Annotated in this window: 16 protein-coding genes and 5 pseudogenes; 8 read left to right on the top strand and 13 right to left on the bottom strand. The window is 68.3% G+C overall.

Annotated elements, in window-relative coordinates:
• Positions 1 to 215: 215 nt before the first annotated feature.
• The 4 genes and pseudogenes from OG202_RS06820 to OG202_RS06835 form a co-directional block, all read right to left on the bottom strand.
• Positions 216 to 458: a hypothetical protein gene (locus tag OG202_RS06820; RefSeq protein ID WP_327730956.1), complete on the bottom strand. Its 243-nt coding sequence runs from the start codon at positions 456 to 458 to the stop codon at positions 216 to 218.
• Between the two features lie 8 nt (positions 459 to 466).
• Entirely contained in the window at positions 467 to 2,440 is a 1,974-nt protein-coding gene (locus OG202_RS06825) for a PAS domain S-box protein (RefSeq protein WP_328222492.1), read from the bottom strand.
• Between the two features lie 368 nt (positions 2,441 to 2,808).
• Positions 2,809 to 3,210 (bottom strand): annotated as a pseudogene (locus OG202_RS06830) (LuxR C-terminal-related transcriptional regulator); the annotation flags it as partial.
• Between the two features lie 172 nt (positions 3,211 to 3,382).
• Positions 3,383 to 3,841: pseudogene (locus tag OG202_RS06835) on the bottom strand (transposase); the annotation flags it as partial.
• Positions 3,842 to 3,891: 50 nt separating this feature from the next.
• Here OG202_RS06835 and OG202_RS06840 point away from each other — a divergent pair.
• Positions 3,892 to 4,175 (top strand): annotated as a pseudogene (locus OG202_RS06840) (ISAzo13 family transposase); the annotation flags it as partial.
• 64 nt (positions 4,176 to 4,239) lie between these two features.
• On the opposite strand, the pseudogene OG202_RS06845 reads toward OG202_RS06840, so the two are convergent.
• The 7 genes and pseudogenes from OG202_RS06845 to OG202_RS06875 all read right to left on the bottom strand — a co-directional run.
• Positions 4,240 to 4,796, bottom strand: a pseudogene (locus OG202_RS06845) (transposase); the annotation flags it as partial.
• 105 nt (positions 4,797 to 4,901) lie between these two features.
• On the bottom strand, positions 4,902 to 8,096 hold the full coding sequence (locus OG202_RS06850) for an RICIN domain-containing protein (RefSeq protein ID WP_327730954.1): 3,195 nt from the start codon (positions 8,094 to 8,096) through the stop codon (positions 4,902 to 4,904).
• Between the two features lie 85 nt (positions 8,097 to 8,181).
• Entirely contained in the window at positions 8,182 to 9,951 is a 1,770-nt protein-coding gene (locus OG202_RS06855; protein ID WP_327730953.1) for an amylo-alpha-1,6-glucosidase, read from the bottom strand.
• A gap of 92 nt (positions 9,952 to 10,043) precedes the next feature.
• Positions 10,044 to 10,886 (bottom strand): carbohydrate ABC transporter permease, encoded by an 843-nt coding sequence (locus OG202_RS06860; RefSeq protein ID WP_327730952.1) that lies wholly within the window; start codon positions 10,884 to 10,886, stop codon positions 10,044 to 10,046.
• Positions 10,883 to 11,869: a carbohydrate ABC transporter permease gene (locus tag OG202_RS06865; protein WP_328222493.1), complete on the bottom strand. Its 987-nt coding sequence runs from the start codon at positions 11,867 to 11,869 to the stop codon at positions 10,883 to 10,885. Before OG202_RS06865 ends, OG202_RS06860 begins: the two co-directional genes overlap by 4 nt.
• Positions 11,870 to 11,888: 19 nt before the next feature.
• Positions 11,889 to 13,133 carry a sugar ABC transporter substrate-binding protein gene (locus tag OG202_RS06870; protein ID WP_327730950.1) on the bottom strand — a complete coding sequence of 415 codons (1,245 nt, stop codon included), beginning with the start codon at positions 13,131 to 13,133 and terminating at the stop codon, positions 11,889 to 11,891.
• Between the two features lie 142 nt (positions 13,134 to 13,275).
• A complete protein-coding gene (locus OG202_RS06875; RefSeq protein WP_327730949.1) occupies positions 13,276 to 14,319 on the bottom strand; it encodes a LacI family DNA-binding transcriptional regulator in 1,044 nt (347 codons plus the stop codon).
• Positions 14,320 to 15,086: 767 nt separating this feature from the next.
• On the opposite strand from OG202_RS06875, the gene OG202_RS06880 reads away from it, so the two are divergent.
• The 7 genes and pseudogenes from OG202_RS06880 to OG202_RS06910 all read left to right on the top strand — a co-directional run bounded on the left by OG202_RS06880 (position 15,087) and on the right by OG202_RS06910 (position 22,607).
• Positions 15,087 to 17,750 (top strand): cellulosome protein, encoded by a 2,664-nt coding sequence (locus OG202_RS06880; protein ID WP_405892741.1) that lies wholly within the window; start codon positions 15,087 to 15,089, stop codon positions 17,748 to 17,750.
• A 290-nt stretch (positions 17,751 to 18,040) separates the two neighbouring features.
• Positions 18,041 to 18,169 carry a hypothetical protein gene (locus OG202_RS06885; RefSeq protein WP_327730947.1) on the top strand — a complete coding sequence of 43 codons (129 nt, stop codon included), beginning with the start codon at positions 18,041 to 18,043 and terminating at the stop codon, positions 18,167 to 18,169.
• Between the two features lie 614 nt (positions 18,170 to 18,783).
• The gene (locus OG202_RS06890) at positions 18,784 to 19,662 is read left to right on the top strand and encodes an alpha/beta fold hydrolase (RefSeq protein WP_327732330.1); all 879 of its coding nucleotides are present in this window, start codon (positions 18,784 to 18,786) and stop codon (positions 19,660 to 19,662) included.
• A gap of 146 nt (positions 19,663 to 19,808) precedes the next feature.
• Positions 19,809 to 19,868 (top strand): annotated as a pseudogene (locus OG202_RS46455) (hypothetical protein); the annotation flags it as partial.
• Positions 19,865 to 20,260: a CocE/NonD family hydrolase gene (locus OG202_RS06900; protein ID WP_405892745.1), complete on the top strand. Its 396-nt coding sequence runs from the start codon at positions 19,865 to 19,867 to the stop codon at positions 20,258 to 20,260. The pseudogene OG202_RS46455 and the gene OG202_RS06900, both read left to right, overlap by 4 nt.
• Positions 20,261 to 20,347: 87 nt before the next feature.
• The gene (locus OG202_RS06905; RefSeq protein ID WP_328222495.1) at positions 20,348 to 21,460 is read left to right on the top strand and encodes a CocE/NonD family hydrolase; all 1,113 of its coding nucleotides are present in this window, start codon (positions 20,348 to 20,350) and stop codon (positions 21,458 to 21,460) included.
• Positions 21,461 to 21,845: 385 nt separating this feature from the next.
• On the top strand, positions 21,846 to 22,607 hold the full coding sequence (locus tag OG202_RS06910; protein WP_327730943.1) for a beta-glucanase: 762 nt from the start codon (positions 21,846 to 21,848) through the stop codon (positions 22,605 to 22,607).
• Positions 22,608 to 22,926: 319 nt separating this feature from the next.
• Here the strand turns inward: OG202_RS06910 and OG202_RS06915 are convergent, their stop codons facing one another.
• Together OG202_RS06915 and OG202_RS06920 are read right to left on the bottom strand one after the other, a co-directional pair.
• Positions 22,927 to 24,045, bottom strand: coding sequence for a fatty acid desaturase family protein (locus tag OG202_RS06915; RefSeq protein ID WP_327730942.1), 1,119 nt, complete (start codon positions 24,043 to 24,045; stop codon positions 22,927 to 22,929).
• 7 nt (positions 24,046 to 24,052) lie between these two features.
• Entirely contained in the window at positions 24,053 to 25,108 is a 1,056-nt protein-coding gene (locus OG202_RS06920; protein ID WP_327730941.1) for a ferredoxin reductase, read from the bottom strand.
• Positions 25,109 to 25,156: the final 48 nt, after the last annotated feature.

Raw genomic sequence — 25,156 nt, forward strand, 5'->3', positions numbered from 1 at the left:
GGGCTGTGCGCAGCGCGGAGGCCGAGGCCGCGGTGGAAGCATCCATACGGCCAGCACCTCCCAAGCTCCCTGCTCACTGTCCGGTCGCGCCAGCCTCACCCGCACACGGGACCAGTCGTAGGGGCCGAACGGACTTCGTGTCTGGGCCATTTGGGTCCTGCCGCTACAAGATGCCCCGCCTGTCGGCCACTCGCCCTGGCGGACGGTCTGCGGGTTCACACGGCGCCGGGCGGAAAGCGATCGACGGCCGAAGGAGCCACCTCGTCCGCGACAACCGTGCCCCGGTGCCTCACCCGCCGTACGGCCCGTCCCGCCGAGCGGAGCGACGGTGCCCCGCGCTGTCCGGCGCAGACGGCCCGGCCGACGTGGAACGCCCGGACCGGGGTGAACCACTCGGCTTCGCCGAAGTCGTCGCGCGACGGCTCGGCTCTGCGGGCCAGGGTCACGCCGTCCCGCACCGGGCGGCCTACTCCGGGGAGTCGCTCGGATCGTCCGTCCCGTTCTCGTCCGGGCGGTGGGCGGAGCCGGGCAGGGGGAGCGAGAACCACACGGTCTTGCCGTCCTGGGTGAGCAGGGTGCCCCAGGCCGAGGCCAGTTGGTCGAGCAGGACCAGTCCGCGTCCGGACTCCTCATCGGGACCCGCGGTCCTGGCACGGGGCAGGACCGGGCTGCCGTCGCAGACCTCGATGTGGAGTTCGTCCCTGGCGCGGCGCAGGCGCAGGCGCAGGGGGTCACAGGCGTGGCGCACCGAGTTGGCCATGAGTTCGGAGGCCAGCAGACAGGCGGTGTCGGTGAGGTGCTCACAGTGCCAGTCCCGCAGGGTGCGGCGCAGAAAGCGGCGACCCTCCCCCACGCTGACCGGTTGCGCGGGCAGCAGCGCGGACACCACGGTCATCGGAGCGGGGGGTATGCGGGCCAGCAGCAGGGTCACGTCGTCGCTGTAGTCCTGGGGATCGGGCAGCAGGGCGGTGAGGACGGAGTCGGCGGCCCGCTCCAGGCAGGGAATGTCGGCGAGGGCCTTCTCCAGAGCTATGGCGAGGGCGTCGATCTGCAGTTCGATGTCGCTGGTGGGGGTTTCCACCAGGCCGTCGGTGTACAGGGCCAGTACCGAGGCCGGCGGCACGGTCATCCGGGTCTCCTGGTGGGGTACTTCTCCGACGCCCAGGGGCACGCTGACCGGAACCGGGAGCCTGCGGACCTGTCCGGTGGGGTCCACCAGCAGCACCGGCAGATGCCCGGCGGAGCACACGGTCAGGGCGCTCTCGTCCGGGTCCAGGACCAGGTAGCAGCAGGTGACGAGCTGGTCGGGCAGTTCGCTGACGACCGCGTCCAGGGCCCGCATCAGCTGCCAGGGGGGCATGCCGGTCTTGGCCAGGGCGTGCGAGGCCGAGCGCAGTTGGCCCATGACGGCGGCGGCCTCCAGGCCACGGCCCATGACGTCGCCGATCAGCACTCCCATGCGACCGCCGATCAGCACTCCCATGCGACCGCCGCCCAGGGCGATCAGGTCGAACCAGTCCCCGCCCACACCGGGACCCTGCCGTGCCGGGAAGTAGCGACTGGAGGTGTCCATGCCGGGCAGGGGAGCGGGAGAGCCCATCAGGCTGCGCTGCAGGGTCAGGGCGACATGGCGCTGCTGTTCGTAGAGTTCGGCGAGCTGGGCCTCGGCCCTCTTGCGTTCGCTGACGTCGCGGATGGCGGCGGAGACCAGGGTGCCGTCCGGGGTTTCCAGCGGGCTGAGGCTGATCTCGACCGGGAACTCGACTCCGTCCTTGCGCAACCCGTACAGGTCCAGGCCGGCGCCCATGGGGCGCACTCGGCGGTTGTCGACATAACCGTGGCGGTGGGCAGGGTGGTGGTGATGGAACCGCTGGGGGACCAGGACTTCCACCGGGTGTCCCAACAGCTCTTCGCGCCGATAGCCGAACAGGGCCTCGGTCTGTGCGTTGACCAACTGGATCGTGCCTGCGTCATCCACGATGACGATGGCGTCGGGAGCCGCCTCCAGCAGCGCGCGGAAGCGTGCTTCGGCCGCCTTGCGCTCGCTGACGTCGCGCACGGCGGCGGAGATCAACAGTCCGTCGGGGGTCTGCAGCGGGCTGAGGCTGATCTCGACCGGGAACTCGGCTCCATCCTTGCGCAGCCCGTAGAGTTCGAGGCCGGCGCCCATCGGACGGACCTGCTGGTTGCCGGAGTAGCCCGCGCGGTGGCCCGGGTGCTGGGCACGGAAGCGCCGCGGGACCAGCATCTCGACGGGCCGGCCGAGCAGCTCGTTCCGAGGGTGACCGAACAGCGCTTCGGTCTGGGCATTGACCAGGCGAATCACCCCGGCGTCGTCCACGATGACCATCGCGTCGGGAGCCGCTTCCAGCAACGCGCGGAACGGTTCCTCGGCCACGGGGATCGAGCCGGGTTGCGCCTTGTGCTCGCCTGCTTCCATGGCGCATCTCAGCATCGACCGACCCCGGAGCGGGCACCTTGTCGCTGATTGCCCGTCTATGACATTTTCCCGCCGAAATAAGAGGGATCGGGTTCCGGACGCGGGACGGCCGAGCCGGAGACGGCCGCCCCTGGCCGGCCCGACCGGCACGGAGCCCTGTCGCTCGCGCACGCCGACGGTCGGCCTTTACCGCCTTTGGCGTCCCGCGACCGGCACTGACCGTCTTTGCGTGGGTGCGTCGGGAACAGGGGTTGACGTCCCGTCACACGGGGCAGTACGCGACCATGTCCAACGGCAGGGCCCGGTGTCTGCGGTTCCCGGTCAGCCCGGTCGAGGGGGCCGGCGCCGCGCCGCCGTCACCGGGATCCTCAGCGGCCCTCCTGCTTCGACCGGTCCTGCGCCTGGGTGGCGATGACGGCCGCCTGGATGCGCCGCTCCACACCGAGCTTGGCCAGCAGGCGGGAGATGTGGTTCTTCACGGTCTTCTCGGCGAGGTAGAGCCGCTGGCCGATCTGGCGGTTGGTGAGTCCTTCGCCGATCAGGGCCAGGATCTCCCGCTCCCGGCCGGTCAGGCCCGGCAGCGCGTCCGGTTCCGTCTCCTCCGGCTGCTGGTCCTGACGGAGGCGGGCCAGCAGCCTGGTGGTGGCGCTCGGGTCGAGCAGGGACTGGCCGGCGGCCACGGTGCGGACGGCGGAGACCAGGTCCGAGCCCCGGATCTGCTTCAGGACATAGCCGGACGCCCCGGCCATGATCGAGTCGAGGAGTGCCTCGAAGCGTCCCGTGGTGATACCGACGCTCAGGGACAGTCCGTTGATGACCAGCGCGAACCCGCCGTCTTCCACATCACTCAGGGCACGCGCGAGCACCGTGAAGGACAGCGCGACGTGCGTGGGCACCTGGCTAGGGTCTGTGTAGCGAACGGTGAAACTCAGTCGGTTTTGTTCAGCGTCGTCCGGCGGTGAGCCGGCCGTCGAAGGTGATGTCGAAGGCTTGGAGCGCGGCCTTCCAGCGCATGGTCCAGCGTTTGCGTCCGCTGCCGGTCGGGTCCAGGCTCATGACGGCCAGGTAGACGCACTTGAGAGTGGCCTGGTCGGTGGGGAAGTGTCCCCGGGCCCGGACGGCCTTGCGGATCCGCGCGTTGATGCTCTCGATCGCGTTGGTAGTGCAGACGATCTTGCGGATCTCCACGTCGAACCGGAGGAAGGGCACGAACTCCGCCCAGGCCGCCTCCCAGAGCCGGACGATCGCCGGATCCTTCCCGCCCCAGGTGTCGGTGAACTCCACGAACCGCTCCAGCGGCGCCTCTTCAGTCGGGGCGGTGTAGACGGGCCTGAGTGCCTTCGCGATCTTCTCCCAGTCCTGCCGGGCCGCGTAACGAAAGCTGTTCCTCAGTAGGTGAAGCCGTAAGGAATCAAGGTGTCGCTTCCGGGGTTGCGTCTCGTTGGTCTGGTATGGCGATTTCGGAGGGGGATCTCGGGCAGCTCGCTGTGCGGTTCGGGGTACTGCTGCCGCACCTGGACGAACGACAGCGGCGTTTGCTGATGGGGTCCGAGGCGAGGCTGCTGGGGCATGGTGGCGTTCGAGCCGTTGCACGGGTCACGGGGGCCAGCGAGACCACGGTTCGACGGGGCGTCTTCGAGCTGGAGGCCGGCGAAGGCGTGGTAGGTGCGGGGTGCGGGTTCGGCGGCCGGGCGGCGGACGCAAGCGAGCCGAGGAGCTGGATCCGGAACTGGTGGACGATTGACGCAGGCCAGACCGTGTTCACGGCGTTCGGGAAGCCGGTCAGGCCGTCGCAGACCAAAGACGACCGGGTAGACGCTGTCCAGGGGACGGTTCTGCCAATCCGTCATGCCGGCCATCACGCTGTCGGTGATCGTGGAGATGGTGGACTTGGAGATCTCCGCGCCGTACACCTCGGCGAGATGCGCGGAGATCTCCCCGTGCGTCAGCCCTTTCGCCGACAGCGACAGGACCATCTCGTCCACCCCGCCCAGACGCCGCTGACGCTTCTTGACCAGTTGCGGCTCGAACGACCCGGCCCGGTCCCGCGGCACCGCGATCTCGACCGGCCCCGACTCGGTGATCACCGTCTTGGAGCGGTGCCCGTTGCGGTAGTTCTCCCGGCCGCCCTCGGCCCGCTCACCGGGCTCGTGCCCCAGATGATCAGTGAGCTCGCCCTCCAGCGCGGACTCCAGCACCCGCTTCGTCAGCTGCTGCAGCAGGCCGTCATCCCCGGTGAGCTTCACCCACCGGCCTGGGCCCGGGCCACCAGCTCGGCGACCAGCCCGTCATCCACGGCGCCCGCCCCACTCACAACGGCCTCCCCGGCCCCGATGTCACTCGCCACGTCAGTCATCAACTGTCGCTTCCAGCTCGGGAGTTACACCGCGCACCGTACAGACCCGACCTGACCTGTGGGGTCCGCCGGAGCCGGCCGGAAGACCCCACAGGGTGCCGGGCGTCAGCTCTTGCCGAGCAGGCGCCAGATCTGGTTCTTCTTGGTGCTCAGAGTGCTCGCGGAGTCGCAGGGCCACTGGTGGATCTTCGCGCCGGAGGCGGTCGATATGTTGCTGACGTCGACGCACTTGCCGCTGTTGACGGCGACCAGTTGGTAGTCCTGGCTGTTGCCGAGCGCGGTGACGGGCTTGAGGGTGAACCGCTGGTTGGTGTCGCCGTGGCAGGTCCACTGCTGGACGGCGGCCCCGTTGGCGGTGGAGTAGGCGGAGATGTCCAGGCACTTGCCGCTGGAGTGGTTGACGATGGTGTAGGTGTCGGTCGCGCCGCTGACGGGGTGGAAGTCGAAGCGCTGTTCCTGGCCGCTTCCGCAGGTGTTCTGCTCGTACTGGGTGCCGTCCGCGGTGGACTTGGCTGGGTCTTCCAGGCAGAGCCCGCTGTGCTGGGCGACTGCCGTGGAGGAGAAGCCGGTCGAGGCGCCGATGTGCAGACTCGCCGGTGCGAAGGAGACCTGGTCGAGGTGGGGCGCGGAGCTGGAGCGCATGGGCTGTCCGATGTCGCTGCCGCCGCCGGAGTAGACCAGGCCGATGGTGGTGCCGTCGTAGTTGTAGAGCTGTGAGGAGGTGAACCTGACGGTGTTGGCGCCCTTGGCGAGGGTGACGGGAACGGTGTAGTCGTTGAACTGGTTCCAGTGCAGCGTGCTGGCGAAGTTGACGCGGGTGGCGTCACCGCCGTTGACCCTGACATCGGCGTGTTCGGCCATGAGGTCGGGGTTGTAGTGCTTGGAGGGTAGTTCCTCGGCGTTCGCGTAGCGCATGGTCATGGCGTACGTGCCGGCCTCGGGCGCGTTGACGTTGAGGGTGAGGGCATTGGCGGTTCCGTTGCCGATGCCGGTGACGACGCCGCCGTTGGCCTGGCTGTAGGTGGTGTCGGCGGCCGCGGTGCCGGTGAGGGTGCCGTTCTCGGCCTGGTAGGTGACGACGTTGCCGGTGGTGACGGCGTTGGTGGGGCTGAACGGTGTGACTGCCAGGCGGTCCAGGGTGAGGGTGCCACCGGCGCCGGTCGCCCTGACCTTGTTGATTCCGGCGTTCAGGTAGACCCGGTTGGCGGAGGTCGACCATGCGCCGGCCGTCGCGCCGGCGAGGGTCTGGTCGTTGACGGTTCTGCCGTTGACGGTGAGGCCGGCCTGGCCGGTGTTGCGGTAGCGGGCCGTCAGGTCCGCGTAGCCGTCCCGCTCGGAGTAGACCCAGAACGTCGCGGACTTGCCGGAGGTCAGGTTCACCGCGCCCGCGCCGGACTGGCCCTGGGAGGTGTAGGAAGTCGTGCCGTTGTCGGACAGCGAGGCCTGCTCGGCCTCGTGGACGGTGGTGCCCTGGACACTGGAGTCCTGGTACTGGAGGTCGATCTTGTCGACGATGGCGTCGCCGTCGGTCGCGGCACCGTTGTCGCCGGTTGTGGCCAGGCTGATGGTGTGGCTGCCCGCGGTCAGGTGCACGGTGGCGTCGCTGTGGCCCCACACCACCCACTGGAAGCCAACCGGCAGGTCGACCCTCTTGGACGCGCCGCCGTCGACGCGCATGTACACATTGGTCGGGCCCTTGACCTGGGCGTCCTTGCGGTAGCTGTTGGCGAAGACCGACACCTTGTAGTCGCCGGTGGTGGGCACCGTGACGGGGAAGCCGATGACGGTGTCGGAGCCGGTGCGCAGGCCGCCGACGTCCTGGCGGCCAGAGGTGGCGAAACCGCCGACGTTGCTGGGCGTGCCCTCGGTGTTGATGTTGTGGTCGCTGCCGCTGAGGTTGGCGTTCTCGGCCTCGTACGTGGCCGTCCAGGTGCTGTCGGAGGCGGTGCTGCTGCCAGTGCCGCCGGGGGAGACGATGATCTCGTAGGCGGACATGGCGTCAAGGGTGATCGGTATGGTCACCGAGCCGTCGGAGCCCACGCTGACGTCGGTGTCGGAGAGCCTGGTCGGGGTGGCCGCCGCGCCGAGGTAGCCGCTGTAGCGGTCCTGGAAGACGCTGACGTGCACGCTGCTGCCGAAGACCGTGGGGTCGATGTTCTTGATGACCGTGTTCGAGTCACCGCTGGTGCCGCCCCCGGCGAGGATGACGCGGGCCTGCTTCTTGTCCGTGTCGAGGCTCGCCAGGCCCTGGAGGGTGTACGCGGCGTCGTTCTCGGCGCCGGTGACCTTGACGGTGTCGCCGCTCATGGAGGTGTACCAGTTGTACAGCCACCACTGGGCGTTGGGGGTGTTCTGGGCGGCGGCGGAGTCGCCGAGGTTGCCGTTGATGTTCCAGTACGGCAGGTTGCCGTCGATCTTCTTGTCCTCGATGGCCGAGATCCACTGCACCATCTGGCCGGGGTCGGTGAGGTGGTAGCGGTGGGCGTACTCGTTGAGGTTGATCGGCAGGTGTGAGGGGATGCCGACCGAGGTCTCGGCGGCGCGGTAGTTGTCGACGGTGCTGCGCACCTCCGCCGGGCTGCCCAGGGTGTGCCAGGTCACCACGTCCGGCAGGCAGTTGTTGGCCTTGCAGTAGGTGAGGAAGCCCTTGAGGGAGGACTCGGTGTAGCTGGAGGTGTTGGGCCCGGCCAGACGCGCCTGAGGCCAGATGCCCTTGATGAAGTCGTAGGTCTGGCGCCACTCGGAGTTGAAGGCGGCCAGCGGCCCTGCCTGTGTGCGCATGCCCTGGAACCACATACCGTCGGGCTCGTTGTAGGGGACGAAGACGATCCGGTCCTTGTAGGGGCTGGCCATCGCCTGTTCGACCTGGGTCTTCATGGCCGCCTGGTAGGCGGCGTAGTCGGCCCGCTCGTAACTGAACGTGCGGTACACGTCCGTCATGTAGATCATGATGTCTTTGCCGCCGCTGTCCACGAAGGGCTTGGCGACCTCCAGCGCGTCCGAGCCGGGGTGCTGCTGTCCGTCCTGGGCCTTCGTGTTGGTGGTCTGGAGTCCCATCCCCTCAATGAGGTTGTTGGTCGGTATGTCCGGGCCGTACAGGCCGTACAGCGCGCCGGAGGCGCCGTAGTGGAGGGCTCCGGTGGTGGTGCCCAGGTCGACGGTGAGGGTGGGGGTTGCGGCGGAGGCCGGCGTTACCGTCCCGGTGGTGACGCCGGCTATCACGGTCAGCGGAATCAGCGTTCTGGTGATGCCGTGGAGAAGGCGTCTCGTGGTCGAGCGCCGTTGCCCGATTCTTGGCATGTGCTTACGTCCCTTCAGGGGTACGGCTGGTTGTTGCTGCGCCGGCCCCCGTGCCGGACGTGTGGGTGGGTTGTCGCTTCGCTGGTCAGGCGACGGTGGTGGCAGTGGTGTCGGTACCGGCGTCCGCGCGGCGCTGTTGGTGGTCGCGGGCGAGGAACAGGTAGCTGCTGGCGGTCCAGGTGTAGGCGCGGTCGCGCAGGCCGGTCCCGGTGAGGGCGTCGAAGTTCTCGGCGAAGCCGTAGGTCTCGCAGAGGGTTCGGAAGCGGGCGCTGATCTCGTCCGCCAGACGCCGGTGGCCGGCGCGGCGCAGGCCGTCCTCGACAAGAACTGTGGCGGGGGCCCAGATCGGGCCGCGCCAGTAGCCGTCGGAGAGGTAGTGCGGCGAGGTGGGAAGTTCGGTGGCCAGACCGTGCGAGGTGAGGTGGGCCTCGATCCGGTCGGCCAGCACGCCGCTGACGCATTCGGGCAGGTGTTCGCCCAGCGCGATGGGCATCAGGTCGAGCAGGCTGGAGCTGCTCCAGGTGTCGTCGCTGTCCACACCACGGGCGACGAACCGTTCGCCGGTCCAGAGCTGGTCGAGCATCGCGGCCTGGGTCGCGTCAGCCGTACGCGTCCAGGTGTGGGCGTCGTCGGGCCGGTCCAGTTCGGCGGCCAGGTCGGCGAGTTCGCGGAGCTGGAGGATGAGGAAGGCGGCCAGATCGGCGGTGACGGCCACGCGTTGGGGGTCGAAGGTGGTGGCGTTGTCCCAGCCGCTGTCGTTGCCGTGCTGGTAGTGGGGCAGGCCCGCGCCGGGTGCGCGCCGTGCGGTGAGCCAGAAGTCAGTCCAGCGCGCGAGCCTGTCGTACGCCTCGGTCAGTTCCGTCCGGCCGGGAGGCTCGGGGAGCCGCCTGCGCAGGTGGCCCAGGGTCCAGCCGTGGATGGGTGGTTTGACGAAGTTGTAGAGGACCTCGGAGTGGGTGACGGAGTCGGGCAGGGCCCCGGCCTCGTCCTGGTGGTCGAACGGCAGGGAGAACTGGTCCCAGGCCAGGCGGGGGGATCCGGGGGCCAGGGCGAGGGCGTTGAAGCAGTGGTCCCAGCTCCACACCTTGTCCATCCAGTGCTTGGACATCAGGACGGCGGGCCGGGTGACCAGCCCCGCCGGGCGCACGGTCGCGGACCACACCACGTAGGCGGCGAGTTCGGCGGCCGGGGTGGCGGCCGAGCGCCACGGGGCGGCCGTGTCGACGAACTCGGCGAACGACTGCCGTGCGGCCTCCGTGACCTCGCCGAACGTCGACGACGAGCGGAAGGGCCGTCGCGCGCTGTCGAGTTCCTCGACCGCGGCCTCCCACGAGCCGTCGGCCTCGGCGGTGACCGTGAGACCGCGCTCACCCGCGCCCAGTGTCTGGTAACCGGACACGTCGGCGACCGTGCCGGACAGCACGGTGACCCGGTAGCGGCGCCCGGTCTCGTAGGAGGTGAACACATGCGCGTCGTCCACCGGGTCACGGTAGAAGTAGGTGCCGCTGAAGGGAGTCAGGGTCTTCGCCGCCGCGGTGACGCGCAGGCCCAGTCCCTCGCCGCGCACGCGGACGGTGTCCGGCGACTCGTAGGCGAGATCGATACGCCCGTCCGTGCCGGTCCAGCTGAGCAGGCTCGGCGTCGCCCGGACGGTGGTATCGGCCCGCTCGCCCGTCGCCGCGTCGAGGGGGACGAGGCGCAGGACGGGGTGCATGCCGTTCTGGTGCGAGACGAGGTGGAGGTCCTCGGCGCGCGTCTTCTCCGCCAGCACGGGAGAGATGCCGAACCAGGCTCCGTGCGTGCTGAAGGGGATGTCGTGAACGGAGAAGGCCGGGCCGGATGAGGCGGCGGTCATGAAGGCGGCACTCATTTCTTGAGTGGGGGTGGTCGGCGGTCTGCCGGGTGGGGCGACGGCGCCCTCGGGGGCGCGAGCCGGGTGGTCCGGCGTCAGTCCTTGACGGCGCCGGCGGTCACGCCGGCGGCGACGTAGCGCTGGGCGAGGACGAGTATGACCGCGGCGGGCAGGGAGGCCACGACGGCGGTGGCCATGATGGCGTTCCACTCCTGGTTGTTGTTGCCGATGTACTGGTAGATGCCGAGGGTGATCGGCTCGTGGGCACCTCCGTTGACCAGGGTGCTGGCGAAGATGAAGTCGGACCAGGACCACAGGAACGCGAACAGCGAGACCGTGACGATCGAGTTGCGGCTCATCGGCAGGACGATCGACCAGAAGGTGCGCAGGGGGCCGGCTCCGTCTGTCTTCGCGGCCTGGAGCAGTTCGCCGGGTATCCCCGACATGAACGCGGTGAAGATGAGGACGGCGAAGGGGACGGCCAGCGTGGAGTCGGCGACGATCAGGCCGGACATCGACTGGAGCAGGTCGAGCTGGAGGTAGATGGCGTAGAAGCCCATCGCCATGATGATGCCGGGGATCATCTGGGCTGCCAGCAGGACGAAGTTGAGGACTCCGCCGCCGCGCGGGCGCAGTTTGGCCAGCGCGTATCCGGCGGGTGCGGCCAGCGCCACGGTCAGGGCGACGGTGCCCAGGCCGATGACGAGGCTGGTGCCGAGGTAGGGCAACTGCTGGTCGACGACGGCCCGGTAGCCCTCCAGGGTGGCGTGGGCGGGGAAGAGGTCCGGCGGGCTCTTGCGCATGTCCTGGTCACGGGTGAAGGACACGTTCAGCATCCAGTAGACCGGGAAGAGCATGACCGCGGTCAGCAGGAGACCGATGACCGTCTTCCACCACGTACGGGGGTGCCGGTTCGGGACTGTCTGTGCACTCGTCATGACAGCGCCTGCTTTCGCTGGACTCGGACGTAGACCAGGCCGAAGACCAGGGCGGCGACGACGAGCAGGTTGCCGACGGCCGCGCCGGGGCCGAAGGCGGGCAGGAGGTTGCCGAAGCCGAGTTGGTAGGACCAGGTGGCGAAGGTGGTGGACGAGTCCGCCGGGCCGCCCTTGGTCATGATCCAGATGATGTCGAAGACCTTGAGCGTGTAGACCAGACCCAGCAGCAGGGTGATGGCGGACACCGGGCGCAGGAGCGGGAAGGTGATGCTCCAGAAGCGTCGCCAGGGGCCCGCGCCGTCGAGGGCGGCGGCCTCGTACAGGCTGGTGGGGATGGACTGCAGGCCGCTGTAGAGCACGACCAGGTTGAACGGGACGCCGATCCAGATGTTCGCGATGATCACCGAGGTCAGCGACCAGGACGGCGAGGTCAGCCAGTTCACCGGGCCGATACCGACCGCGTGCAGTACGGCGTTGACGATGCCGGAGTCGCTGTTGAGCATCCACGACCAGGTGGAGGCCGACACGATCAGCGGCAGCAGCCACGGCACCAGGAACAGCGCCCGCAGGGTTGCCGAGAGCCGGAAGTGCTGGTGGAAGAAGACCGCGAGGGCTAGGCCGATCGCGTACTGGAAGAAGAGGCATACGGCGGTGAACACCACGGTGTGCAGGAGTGCGGGGGCGAAGGCCGGGTCGTCGAAGACGGTCCGGTAGTTCGCCAGGCCCGTGAACGGCGCGTCACCCTGGACGAAGGAGCGCACCGTGTAGTTCCGCAGGCTCAGGTCGATGTTGCGGTAGAGCGGATAGGCGTAGAAGAGGACGAGGTAGAGGACGACCGGGGCGAGGAACGCCCAGGCGGCCCACTGCGGGGAGGCGGGACGGCGCCGGGCCGTGGTGTGGGCCGGGGGCGGAGCGGCAGAGATCGCCGCTCCGTTCCGGTCGCGCACCGGCCGGCGTTCCGGCAGCTGTGTCGTGTGCTTCATCGGCGGGCCCGCGTTCCGGTTACTTGACGGCGGACTGAGCGGCCGTCAAAGCGTCCTTGGGCGACTGGGACCCGCTCAGTGCGGACTGGACGGCCTTCCACATCTGCTCGGAGATCTTGGGGTACTTGGTGCCCAGGTCGTCGCTGGTGCGTCCCTTGGCCGCCTTGACCGCGTCGACCCACGGCTTCAGCTCGGCGTTCGCCGCGACCTGCTTGTCCTGCACCTCCGTGGTGGGGGCGACGTAGGACAGGGTCGTGTCGGTGGCGAGGAGGTTGTCGGTGCTGGTCAGGCAGGTCACGAGCTTCTGCGAGGTGGCGTAGCGGCCGGTTTCTCCCTGGACCGGGACGGTGACGAACTCGCCGCCGGTCGGGGCGGCCGCGTTGCCACCGTCGGCGCCGGGGACGGGGATGACGCCGTAGTCGAAGCCGGCCTTCTCCGCGTTGGCGAGCTGCCAGGTGCCGTTCTCGGCGAACGCGTAGTCGCCGCTCGCGAACTCCTGCCAGCTGGTCGTCTGCGTATTGTTGATCACCGAGTTGGGGGCGTAGCCCTTGTCCAACCAGTTCTTCCACAGCGACAGCGCGGACACCGCCTCGGCCGAGCCGATGTCGGTGAGCTGCGCGCCCGAGCCCCAGAACCACGGCAGGAACTGGAAGCTGCCCTCCTCGGTCCCGATCGCCGAGAACGTGATCCCCTTCTTCCCTGCCTTCTCGACCTTCGCCAGCGCCGCCGTCAGCGAGTCCCAGTCCTTCACCGAGGCGATGTCCACGCCGGCCTTCTTGAGGACCTCCTTGTTGTAGTAGAGGGCCAGGGTGTTGGCGCCGACCGGAGTTCCGTACGTCTTCCCGCCCGACTGACCGGCCCCGAGCAGGTTGGCGTCGACGGCCGAGGTGTCCAGCTTGTTGTCGTCGGTCGTGGTCAGCACGCCGGCCTCGGCCAGGGTGGAGACGACCGGGTTGTCGACTATGAGGACGTCCGCGGAGTTGTCCTGCTGCGCCGCCAGCAGCGCCTTGTTCGTCAGGTCGCTGGTGTCGAACGCGGTCCGCTTGATCTTCACTCCGGCCTTGCTGCCGCAGTCGTCCAGCAGCTTCGCCCACGCCGAGCCCTTGTCGAACTGCGGGTACGGGTCCCAGATCGTGTACGTACCGCCGTCCGCCGCCTTCGTGGAGGTATCGCCCGAGCCGGAGGAGCACGCTGTGGCGCCGGCGGTGACGGTGACGACGGTCAGGACTGCGGCGGTGAGACGCCGTCTGGCAGATCGGTTCATGGCGCGTTCCTCATGGTTCTTGGCACGGGTGTGCCCTGGGACAGGTGATCGGTGGCTGCTGAGTTCGCCGAACTCGGGCGGTGAGCTGCTGGGGCGGCCGGTATGGGATGCGGAGGCTGAAGAGGACGGTGTGGAATGACGGTCAGGGGTGCGTGAGGGCAGCGGGGTCGGCTGGGGTGATGCCGGTAGGTCCGGTGCTCGCTCGCAACGAGATCGGTGGCGCGAGCAGGTGATTCCGGGCCGGTGCGTCGGGGTGGTCGAGCCGCTCCACGAGCAGCTCGACGGCGAGGCGACCCATCTGTTCCGCCGGTACGTCCGCTGCGGTGAGCTGCGGCGTCACGGTCTCCGCCCACCTGCTGGCCACCACTCCGGTGACGGAGAAGTCGCGTGGCACATGGCGGCCGGCCTGGGCCAGCCCCCGGTAGAGGCCGCCGAGCGCGGCCTCGTTCAAGGTGACCAGGGCCGTAGTGGCGGGGTCGTCATGCAGGATCCGCTCAAGACAGGCGAGGCCCGAGGCGGCGTCGTCCTCGCAGCAGTACGTCCGGACGGTCAGCCCGCGTTCCGCCGCGGCCTTGGTGAACCCCTCGAGTCCCCGGTGGGCGGACTCGTACCCGGCCCGCAGCAGCTGCTCGGGCCGGTTGACGAAGGCCACCCGATGGTGACCCAGGTCCGCCAGGTGGTGCACACAGGCCGCAGCCAGTGCCGTGTGGTCCAGACCCACCCACCAGCTGCCCTCCGGATGGGCGGTGCGGCCGATGGCGACGGAGGGGAAGTCCACCGTGGTGAGGTGGTCGATCCTGTCGTCCTCCAGCCGGATCTCCATCAGGATCGCGCCGTCGACCCGCCGCTCGCCCAGCAGCCGCTGGAACGAGCGGTCGCTGTCCACACCACTCGGAGAGAGCAGCACGTCGTAGTCGTAGGCCGCGGCGGCCTCGGTGACGCTGCCGATGAAGTCCAGCTGCATGCCGGTGTAGTGGTTCCCGGCCGGAGGAAAGACCAGACCGATGGTGTTGGTCCGGCCGTTGGCGAGGGCCCGCGCACTCGCGTTGGGCTGGTAGCCCAGCTCGTCGATGACCCGCTGGATCTTCTGACGGGTGTCCTCGGACACGGGGCGCTTCCCGCTCAGCGCGTAGGACACGGTGCTCCGCGAGACACCGGCCCGCTTGGCAATCTCACCGATGTTCACGGGGACTCCTCACAGAGAGCAGTCGAATCGGTTCGATGATTCCTGAGAACAAGATCGGCCGGATACCGACCATCGAACCGGTTCGCGTGAAGTGAAGGTAAGAGCAACCAAGACGGGTGTCAACGCACCGTGTCAAATTTTCCGTAACGGCCTGGAAACCTAGGCGTACGGAGGCGTGACCCCTGGCCCGCCTGGACTCGCGCACGCTTACCAGCAGGCCAAGAGACCACATCGGCGGACGGCAACACCTTTCCGCCGTCAGGGCGGCCGACCGCACGCGACTGAAAGAAACGCGTCGGGGGTATTGCTGGCCAGTTTCCTCGGTGCTAGCTTCCCCGAACCGGTTCGACAACGCATCGACAGGCCATGACCGCTATCGAGGCGTCACTCACGCATCGGAGCGTCGCCGGGGACCTGACCCCCTGTACATCCGCCGCCCGAAGCTCCCCCTCCGGGCGGCGGATGCCACCGAGTGACCGTCGCCCTCGTACGTGCCGGCGGTGGCTCGCTGACTCGGCACACCCGCCGCAACGGCATGCGGTTCGCCTCCCGAAGGCCGTCCGAGTGCTCCGTAACCCGGAACCTGAGCACCGGTGAACTGAGGCGACTCCTGTCGGGCAGCGGAACGTCGAACCGATTCGCCCCCTGGCGGGACGGGGCCGGGACCGCCACACGGACCGGCCCCGTCCCGTACGAAACGCATCGGATCCAGCGTCCGAGATGCCATGGAATCCACGGAGACCTCAGTGCGACAAGGAAAAAGAACGATGAGAGCGGGCACCGCGGTGGCGGCCGTCCTCACGACCATGCTCGCCGTGCCGTCCGCCGGAACGGCACAGGCCGCGGAGCCGGAACGGCTCGTCATCGATCTGGCCACCGATACCGGTGCCTTCCACGGCGGGGCGAGCGGCTCGCTGTATGGGATCTACGGCGACGGCGCGCCCAGCCGCAACCTCATCGAGGGCATGAACCTGCGCACGGTGTCCACCAAGGCGCAGGACGGCCCGCAGCACCCGGGCGCGGACGCCCTGGAGATTCTGCCGCCGTTCGTGGACTCGGGCGGCAAGGACGTCTACATCTACATGACCGACATCTACCGAGGGTTCCCGTACCAGTGGCCGGGCGCCAACGGCCCCGAGCGCCTCGCGGACTTCAAGGAGAAGATCAGAAAACAGGTCGCCCAGGTCAAGACGATGGGCGACTACAAGGACCACGTCGTCTACGTCCCCTTCAACGAACCCGAAGGGAACATGTTCGGCTCGGGCGCGTGGAGCTACAACAACGTCTCCTGGCTGAACGACCCGCAGCACTTCTTCGCGGCCTGGAAGGAGACCTACCAGCTCATCAAGAGCCTGGACCCGGACGCGCGGATCGCGGGCCCGAACACCTCCCTCCTCTTCGACCAGGTCAAGGGCTTCCTGCAGTACGCCAAGGCCAACAACGTCGTCCCGGACGTGATGACCTGGCACGAACTGTCCAGCCCCGCCGCGGTCCGCACGAGCGTGGCCAAGTACCGGCAGTGGGAACAGGAGGTCGGAATCGATCCGCTGCCGATCAACGTCAACGAGTACGGCCACAACTACCACCTGTCCGTGCCCGGCCAGGTCGTCCAGTGGGTCTCCGCCATCGAGGAGTCGAAGATCGACGCCGACCTGGCGTACTGGAACATCGACGGCAACCTCAACGACTCGGCCGTCGACGCCAACAAGGGCAACGGCCAATGGTGGCTGTTCAACGCCTACGGCCAGATGTCCGGACACACCGTCCAGGTGACCGCTCCCCATCCGAACCAGCAGTACACCCTCCAGGGCGTGGCTACGCTGGACGCCGACAAGAGGCAGTCCCGGACGGTCTTCGGCGGCAAGAGCGGCGACGCGGACATCGTCTTCGACAACATCGACCCGAAGCTGTTCGGGACGACGGTGCACGCCACCGTGCATGAGATCCCGTGGACCGGGCAGGTCGGTGACTCGGCCCAGCCTCAGCGACTGGCGGACCAGGAGGTCACCGTCGGCGAGGACGGCACAGTGACCCTGCCGATGACCGGCATGAACGAGATGTCCGCCTACCAGGTCATCCTCTCCCCCGGCGGGAACGGCGGAGAATCGGCCGAGCCCTCCGTCAGCTGGCGGAAGTCCTACGAGGCGGAGAACGCCACCTACACCGGCAGCGGTTACTCCAAGAACGGTCCCGAGGGCACACCCTCCAACGTCGGCAAGTTCGCGACAAGCGGCAACTACAACGTCGGCGGCCTGCGCACCGGCTCCGACGGCGTGCTCGCCTTCGACGTGGACGTACCGCAGGACGGCACATACGACCTGAGCGTCTTCGCCAACTCCTACAACCTGGACGGCCGGGTGAAGGAACAGGGCCCCACCAATGTCTTCCTCCGCGTCGACGGCAAGGACCCGCAGGAACTGCGGCTGTCGCTCGGCTACAAATGGGTGGTCTGGGGCCACACCGACACCACCGTGAAGCTCACCGCCGGCAAGCACAAGATCACGCTCTCCGCGAAGGACACGGACCTGGGCGTCACCAAGGGCGACGCGATCATCGACAAGATCGACCTGGCCCTGCGCGACGAGCACGTGACCCAGCCGGCGATCTACGAAGCCGAGTACGCCACCCTCACCGGAACCCGGCCCGGCTACACCTACCCCGAGGCCTCGGGACCGGGCGCGGTGCCGCTGCCCAAGAGCGCCTCCACGACCTTCTGGGTCCACGCCCCCACCGACGGTGAGGCCACGGTCTCCCTCGACCACCTCGGCGGCGGCAAGGCGAAGGTGTCCCTCAACGGTGACAAGCTCGACATCCCCAAGGTGGGCGCCGGCAACAGGGGCACGGACGTCGTACGGGTCTTCCTGTCCGCGGGCATCAACAAGATCACCGTCACCGGCACCAAGAAGGAACTGGTGGTCGACCGGCTGCGGGTCGCGGCGTCGAGCGGCAACCTGGCGACCAAGGTGTACCAGGCGGAGGGAGGCACCCTGAGCGGCGCCGCCAAGGCCACCGAGGCGTACACCTTCGCCACCGGCGGCAAGGCGGTCACCGACATCGGAGACGGAACGGCCAACGCCCTCACCCTCGACGTCGTCGCCAAACGCGCCGGACAGCACGCGGTGACCATCCGCTACTCCAACGCCGAACAGGCACCTGCCACCCACTACAACCCCGACCCGATCGCCCGTCACGCCGACCTCTCGGTCAATGGCGAATCGACACACCAGATCCTGTTCCCGACCACCTTCCACTTCAACAGCTTCCGGGACCTGACCGTCCCGGTCACCCTCAAGAAGGGGACGAACCGACTTACCTTCACCGCCGAAGAGCTGCCCGACTTCAACGGCGACACCTACAACCCATACGACCAGCGATCCCCCTACGCGCCGGTGATCGACCAGGTCGCCGTCACACCGCTGACGGAGAAGTAGCCGCCCGGCCTCGCCGGAACGCCCAGGTGCCGACCGGACTCCGGTCGGCACCTGGGTATCCACAGGTTCCTTGGCCCCGGAGTGGATCGACCTGCCGCAACTACCTCTCAAGCGTGCAGGCCCAACCTCACCCGCAGCTCAGGGCAGTCTGGTCGTCGATGGACTGCGGACCGCCTGGCCGCACACGAGGCAGCGGGCCCGTGCGCGGCGCAGCGGGTAGCAGCGCCGGGTGAGGCACGTTGGGCGACGAACGCCTGGCGAGGCAGGGGCTTCGCAGCGGTAAAGAAAGGATGCCTGCCTACAAGGTGTTCCTGGTATCCCGGATGCGGGAGCAGTACGACCAGCTGGGCAACAGCACGCAAACCGGGGCGACGAGGCTCAGCTCCATCGGCCGCCTGGTCGTGAGCGCTCTGCACTGATGCGCCTGCTGCTCGCGGCGATCGGGACAAGCGGTGTGCCGCCCATCAAGTGTTCGGTGTCGGCATGGTGTTCGGTCCTGACTGACGCGCATCCTGCCAGGAACGGCCGTCATGAGACTGCCGGGCAGGACGGCATGATGGGATCCGGGCCCGCTTCTCCGACCGGTTCGGCATCAAGGAGACCGACGTGTCGGCCGAAACCGACGAGCGGGCGCCTATCGCCTGCTACCTGAAGCCTGCGAGCGGGGTGCCGGTGGCATGGGGGGGGGACACAATGCCGGGGACTCACTCCGCCGACCACTCCCCTCCCCCGCAGGCGCGACGATGATGGCGGTGGTTCGATCACCATGTACGTGGAAAGCCTGACCAGCGCCCTCTTCGACGGCGAAGGTATGAGCTGTCATCAGCCCGCCGCCCTGCACCTCACCCACCCCGAACCTATCTGAAGCGCCCCTCCGACATGGTCGGGAAAGCCGGCCTCAAGCTCCTATCGGTGACCCGACTCGGCTGATGCCGCCCTTGAGCTTGCGCTTGGAAACCGATCGGTTTACTGTAGCGGAAACCGATCGGTTTCCGAGTCTATGGAGGTAGCCATGACCGCGCTGAAGGGCGAGATGCCCAGCCACGAGTCACGTCCCACGATTCACATCCCGGGGACCACCAGCCACACCCTCGCCCCGCGCACAGGACGCCACAGCCGCGAGGGAACACTGCGCTACCTCAAGGCGGGCACCGGTGCCCCCCTGGTCCTGCTGCACACCGTGCGCACCCAGGCCGAGCACTTCCGCCACCTCATCCCCCTGATCGCGGACCAGTACACCGTGTACGCCCTCGACCTGCCGGGGATGGGCTACTCCGAGATCGTGCCCGGTGCGTCGTACGACGAGCCGGCCATGCGCGCGGGCGTCAAGCGGCTCCTCACCGAACTCGACCTCCACGACGTCACACTGGTCGGGGAATCCATGGGGGCGGTGCTCGCCCTGACCACCGCAGCCGACCTTCCGGAGCGGGTCCGGCGCGTCGTCGCGGTGAACACCTACGACTTCCGCGGCGGAATCGCCCGGTCCAGCCTCCTCGCCCGTGTCGTGGTCACCGGTGTCCTGGCCCCGGGGGTGGGTCCGGTGATCGCCGGCGTGGAGCCCAAGCCCGCCCTCAGCAAGATCCTCCAGGGCGGCCTCGGCGACAAGAGCGCACTGCGGGAGGACTACATGGACGAACTCCTCCAGGTGGGCAGCCGCCCCGGCTACTCGACCGTCGCCCGAGCCGTGTACCAGGCCCTGCCCAGCCTCATCGCCGCCCGCTCGCGCTACCCCGAGGCCAAGGCGCCCGTCCACCTCGTCTACGGCGAGAAGGACTGGTCCCGGCCCTCGGACCGGGAGGCCAACAAGAAGCTGCTGCCCGCCGCCGAGTTCACACAGGTGCCGAAGGCCGGCCACTTCATCGCCCTGGAACGGCCTGATGTGCTGGCCGACCTGCTGAACGCGGTGGCCTGACCGTCCCGAGGGCGCCGTGCCCACCCCCCCATCTGGGGGTGGTGCGTGACCGGGACCGGGTTCGACCATGTCGCGTGACAACGTCGTGGCAGGCAAAGGAACAGTACATGCCAGAGATGCAGATCGAGTTCGATGTCCCGGCTCAGATGCGTGACGGCACGGTGCTGCGCGCCGATGTCTACCGGCCCGGGGGCACGGGACCGTGGCCGGTGCTGCTCATGCGGCTGCCGTACGGCAAGCAGACGCCCCTGCTGGCCGCGGCGTTCGATCCCCTGGCGGCGGGCGGCGGGCGGCGGCCCGGCGCTGCTTCATGGTGGTCGTCCAGGACACCCGTGGCCGGTTCGCCTCCGAAGGGGAGTGGGAGCCGTTGACGTACGAGGAGAGCGACGGATACGACACCGTACGGTGGGCCGCAGCCCTGCCCGGCGCGAACGGCTCGGTCGGCATGCTGGGCGCCAGCTATTTCGGCAACACCCAGTGGATGGCGGCGCTGCCCAAGCCGCTGGAGCTGAAGGCGATCGCCCCGATGGTCACGTGGTCCCACCCGCACGACGGACTGTGGACACGCGGCGGCGCATCGAACTCGGTACGACCGTGACCTGGTCGCTTCTGCACGGCGCCGACACCCTGATGCGCCGTCACCGCACCGACCCCGCCGCGCTCGTGGCCGGGCCTCGGCGGGCTCGTGCGGGATGTCGACGGCCTCGCGGGCGACGGCTACGCGGAGCTGCCCGCCGGGCGGTTCCCCGCGTTCGCCCGGCACGACCTTCCCGAGATGGGCTACGAGCGGTCCCGGCGCGAGCCCGACTGGGCGCGCTCCTGCACGATCGCGGGCCGGCACCACGAGGTCGACCTGCCCACCTTCCAGAGCGGCGGCTGGTACGACATCTTCAGCCAGGGCACGCTCGACAACTTCACCGCCATGCGCAGCGCAGGCCGGCCCGCCACGCTCGTCATGGGGCCGTGGACCCATGTCAACCGGGGGCACGTGATCGGTGACGTCAACTTCGGGTTCGGCGCGCACTCCGACTTCATGGGCATGCGGGGCCGCGTGCACGACATGCAGATCGACTGGTTCCAGCGCACCATCGGCGACGGTGAGGCTCTGGAACCGGACACCGGCCAGGTGCTGCTGTTCGTCATGGGTACCAACCAATGGCGCGAGGAGACCGAATGGCCCCTGTCCCGCGCCGTGGACACCGACTTCCACCTGCGCGCCGACGGACGCCTGACCGCAGAGCCGCCGCCGGTCGCCGAGCAGGCCGAGGAGTTCACCTACGACCCGCTGGATCCGGTGCCCACCACGGGCGGAGCGCTCCTCATGACCGACGACTTCCGCCCCGGGCCGCTCGACCAGGCGGCCGTGGAGACGCGCGAGGATGTCCTGGTCTTCACCACCGAACCACTCACCCAGGACACCGAGGTGACCGGCCGCGTCCGCGCGGTGCTCTTCGCCGCCACCGACGGACCCTCGACCGACTGGGTGGCACGCCTGTGCGACGTCGACGAGAACGGCGTCTCCCGCAACGTCACCGACGGCATCGTGCGCGTACGCGCGGCAGCCCCGGGCGAGGCGGCCGAGCATGTCGTGGACCTGTGGTCGACCAGCATCGTCTTCCGGGCAGGACACCGCATCCGGCTTCAGGTCACCTCCAGCAACTTCCCGCGCTGGGACCGCAACCTCAACACCGGCGAACCCGAGGACAGCGCCACCACCGCCCGAGTCGCACGCCAGCAGATCTTCCACGACCCGGACCGGCCCTCCCGCATCATCCTGCCCGTGGTGCCTCCCGCCTGACCGGAAACGGGGAGAGCCGGCCATTGAAGAGAAGGTCACCGCATTGTGTGACGGGACTCTGCGCAGCCGGAACAGAGCCATCTCAGGGCATTCGACGACGACGGCAACTCGTACGAGATCCATGGCGACATCGCACACCCTCCGACCGTCGAGAGAAGGAGTGGGCGCAGCGGGCAACACTCTGTCGAATCAGTAAACCGCTCCGGAGATGAAGTCCACGGTGTCCTCCACCGGCTGGCCAGCTTTGATCACGGCGGCCAACGGCGGCTGATCGCCTCAGTGGACACAACCAATTTTGTGACACGAATTCACCCGTACGAGTTTTCCATTCCGTGGGTTCACCAGCATTTGCATGCCGAAGTCAGATACGGAGCAGCATCCGTGCATGGAGAGTTCTGGATACGACGGAACACCGTCGGCAGAGACGATTTTGTCTGGCACTGAGGTCGTCTTCACGGCGGACTTCGCATCTACCCGTCAATGGGTTGCAGGGCGTTCGTGGGCATATCCGAACGGCGGACCGATCAACCCCGGTGACAACAAGCTGGATCACCTGACGGCGGACCCCGCCTACAGCCGTTCGGGCACCTTCCGTGCCACCCGCCGCAAGGACGGCCGGTGGGACACGGGCCTGCTGACCACGGAGGGGAGCGAGGAGGACTTCACCGTCCGCGCGGGGGATGTCCTAGAGGCACGGGTCAGGTTGCCGTACGAGGTCGGGGCATGGCCGGCCATCTGGACCTGGCGGGACGGCGACCAGGAGATCGATGTCTTCGAGTACCACCCCGACAACGCCGACCTCCTGGAGCTGACCAACCACGTTCGCGGCAGCAACCTCTACTACCGCGACCCCGCCATCGGCCCGGGCACGTGGGTCGATCTTCGCGTCGAGTTCGGTCCGAGGTCCGTGATCTGGTGGGTGAACGGCAGTCGGGTGTTCGCCGACCGCCGAGGTGTGGGACGTTCCTGGCACGCCTACCTCATCGTCAATCTGTCGGTGTGCGCAGGCCAATACCACCCCCCACCGGAACCCCACGTCAAGGAGATGTCGTACAAGGTCGAGCACCTCGCGGTGCGGCGGCCAGTCGCACTCTTGGAGGCACTGTCCGACGAATCCGAGGAGGTGTCCGACAACGACGGACCGTGAGCCTGCGGGGCGACGGAGATGTTCCGCAGGTGCCAGTCGTGAGTCGGCCACGCAATCCTGGATCAGTCTCACCAGAGCATGGCCAAGGTGCTTCTGGGGAGGCGGCAAGGCAGAATTCGTGCAGGTCACTGAACTGCCCCAGCAGGTCTTCCTCGGGCCGTCGACGGAAATGTCCGTCCCATGACCGATCAAGGAAGCGGCCTCGCTGTCGTCGGTCGGCAGACAGGTCCCCCGTCAGTTGCCACCCGGTCACCACCGAGTCTCACCGAAACCTGCGGTGCCGCCGGTACGGCCGAAAGATCTGAACCAATACCGGGAATCAGGCCGCGACGAGCTCCTGCTCGCGGTCCGGCGTGTTGACCTTGGGCTTCTTGTTCGGCAGTGAGAGCCGGAAGACCTTGTGCCACGCGGAGAACACCTGCTTGGGCAGCGGCCCGGTGACGTACTCCAGCTCGTACTTCTCGAACAACGCGCGCACCTTCACCGCGACCTCGGCGTACCGGTTGCTCGGCAGGTCCGGGAACAGGTGGTGCTCGATCTGGTGCGACAGGTTGCCGGTCATGAAGTGCATGGCCTTGCTGCCGCTGATGTTCGCCGAGCCCATCATCTGGCGCAGGTACCACTGGCCGCGCGTCTCGCCCTTGATCGACCGGCGCTCGAAGACCTGCACACCCTCGGGGAAGTGCCCGCACATGATCACCGAGTGGGTCCAGATGTTGCGGACCAGGTTCGCGGTGAACGTGGCGGCGAGCGTCGTGAGGAACGACGGGCCCGACAGCAGCGGGTGGATCACGTAGTCCTTGAGCACCTGCTTGCGGATCTTGCGGCCCACGGCCCTGGCCCGCGCGCGGAACTCCGGGTTCTTGCGGCGGCGCTTGTGAAGGTTCTTGCCGAGTTCCAGGTCGTACGCGGCGATGCCGTACTCGAAGAAGCAGGCGTTGATGAAGTTCCACAGCGGCTGGCCGAGGTGGAACGGGTGCCACCTCTGGTCCTCGTCGACGCGCATGATGCCGTAGCCGAGGTCGTTGTCCTTGCCGATCACGTTGGTGTACGTGTGGTGCAACTCGTTGTGCGAGTGCTTCCACTGGTCGGCCGGCGAGACGTGATCCCATTCCCAGGTGGTGGAGTGGATCTTCGGGTCCCGCATCCAGTCCCACTGGCCGTGCAGGATGTTGTGGCCGATCTCCATGTTGTCCATGATCTTCGCGACGGACAGACCGGCGGTGCCGATCAGCCACGCGGGCGGGAAGATCGAGAACAGCAGCACGCCCCTGCTGACCAGCTCGAGCTTGCGCTGCGCCGAGATGACCTTGCGGATGTACGCGGCGTCTTTCTCGCCGCGGTCGGCGATCACCTCGTCGCGGATCGCGTCCAGCTCGCGGCCGAGCTCCTCGATCTGCTCCGCGGTCAGGTGGGCGGTGGGGTCGATGGCGGTCAAGGTGCTCCTACCGTTCGATGTCGCAGGGGCCCGCCGCGGCGGACACACAGGTCTGGATGAGGACGCCCGGCTCGGCCTCGGTGATCTCGCCGGTGCGCAGGTCGCGGACGGCGCCGGCCTTGAGCGGCGTGACGCAGCCGAAGCAGATGCCCATACGGCACCCGGACGGCATGAGCACGCCGGCCTCCTCGCCGACGTCCAGCAACGGCGTGGCGCCGTCCGCGTCGACGGTCTTGCCGGTGGTGCTGAACGTGACCTCGCCGCCGTCGCCGGCGACAACGATGCTGGGGCGGAAGCGTTCGGTGTGCAGGCGCTCTCGGACGCCGTGCTCGGTCCAGTGCTCCTCGGCGGCGTCGAGCAGGCCCGCGGGCCCGCAAGCCCAGGTCTCGCGCTCGGCCCAGTCGGGCACGAGTTCGTCGAGACGGGCGATGTCGAGCATGCCGTCTGTGTCGGTGTGCACCTCGGTGAGCCGCAGCTTCTTGTCCGCGACCAGGTCGTGCAGTTCGTTGCGGAAGATCACGTCTTGCGGCTGTGGCGCGCAGTGGACCATGACGACGTCGTCGAACTCGATGTCGCGCAGCATGCCCATCACAGGCGTGATGCCGCTGCCGGCCGTCAGGTAGAGCACCTTGGCGGGCTTGGCCTGCGGCAGCACGAAGTCACCGGTCGCCTGGTCGAGCTGGATCAGCGTGCCCGGTTTCGCCCTGCGGACCAGGTGGTTGCTGACCTTGCCGTCCGGGATCGCCTTCACGGTGATCGTGACGCGGCCGTCCTGCCGGTTTGTCGGGGAGGTGACCGAGTAGGCGCGCCACAGGCGCACCCCGTCGACATCGACCCCGATCCGCACGTACTGACCGGCTGTGTGGCCGCGCCAGCCCCGTCCCGGCCTGATCACGATGGTCGCGGCGCTACCCGTCTCGGGGTGCACGGCCTCGATGCGCCCACGCAGGTCAGCGCCCGCACGCAGCGGGCTGACCAGGTCGAGGTAGTCCGACGGCAGCAGCGGCGTCGTGACCATCTCCAGTAGTTTCCACGCCCTACTGCGGAGGGCTGCACTCGTCATGACTCCAGCTTGATGCGCCTCAGGGCGTAAAGTCCTGTCCGCAGGACG

Source organism: Streptomyces sp. NBC_00310 (genome assembly GCF_036208085.1).
In the GTDB taxonomy this organism is placed as follows: domain Bacteria; phylum Actinomycetota; class Actinomycetes; order Streptomycetales; family Streptomycetaceae; genus Streptomyces.

Bases quoted from the DNA above. Each gene is read 5' to 3' on its own strand.
- OG202_RS06825 (WP_328222492.1), bottom strand. From the start codon at position 2,440: ATGGAAGCAGGCGAGCACAAGGCGCAACCCGGCTCGATCCCCGTGGCC.
- OG202_RS06850 (WP_327730954.1), bottom strand. From the start codon at position 8,096: ATGCCAAGAATCGGGCAACGGCGCTCGACCACGAGACGCCTTCTCCAC.
- OG202_RS06855 (WP_327730953.1), bottom strand. From the start codon at position 9,951: ATGACCGCCGCCTCATCCGGCCCGGCCTTCTCCGTTCACGACATCCCC.
- OG202_RS06860 (WP_327730952.1), bottom strand. From the start codon at position 10,886: ATGACGAGTGCACAGACAGTCCCGAACCGGCACCCCCGTACGTGGTGG.
- OG202_RS06865 (WP_328222493.1), bottom strand. From the start codon at position 11,869: ATGAAGCACACGACACAGCTGCCGGAACGCCGGCCGGTGCGCGACCGG.
- OG202_RS06870 (WP_327730950.1), bottom strand. From the start codon at position 13,133: ATGAACCGATCTGCCAGACGGCGTCTCACCGCCGCAGTCCTGACCGTC.
- OG202_RS06880 (WP_405892741.1), top strand. From the start codon at position 15,087: ATGAGAGCGGGCACCGCGGTGGCGGCCGTCCTCACGACCATGCTCGCC.
- OG202_RS06885 (WP_327730947.1), top strand. From the start codon at position 18,041: ATGCCTGCCTACAAGGTGTTCCTGGTATCCCGGATGCGGGAGCAGTAC.
- OG202_RS06890 (WP_327732330.1), top strand. From the start codon at position 18,784: ATGCCCAGCCACGAGTCACGTCCCACGATTCACATCCCGGGGACCACC.
- OG202_RS06910 (WP_327730943.1), top strand. From the start codon at position 21,846: ATGGAGAGTTCTGGATACGACGGAACACCGTCGGCAGAGACGATTTTG.
- OG202_RS06920 (WP_327730941.1), bottom strand. From the start codon at position 25,108: ATGACGAGTGCAGCCCTCCGCAGTAGGGCGTGGAAACTACTGGAGATG.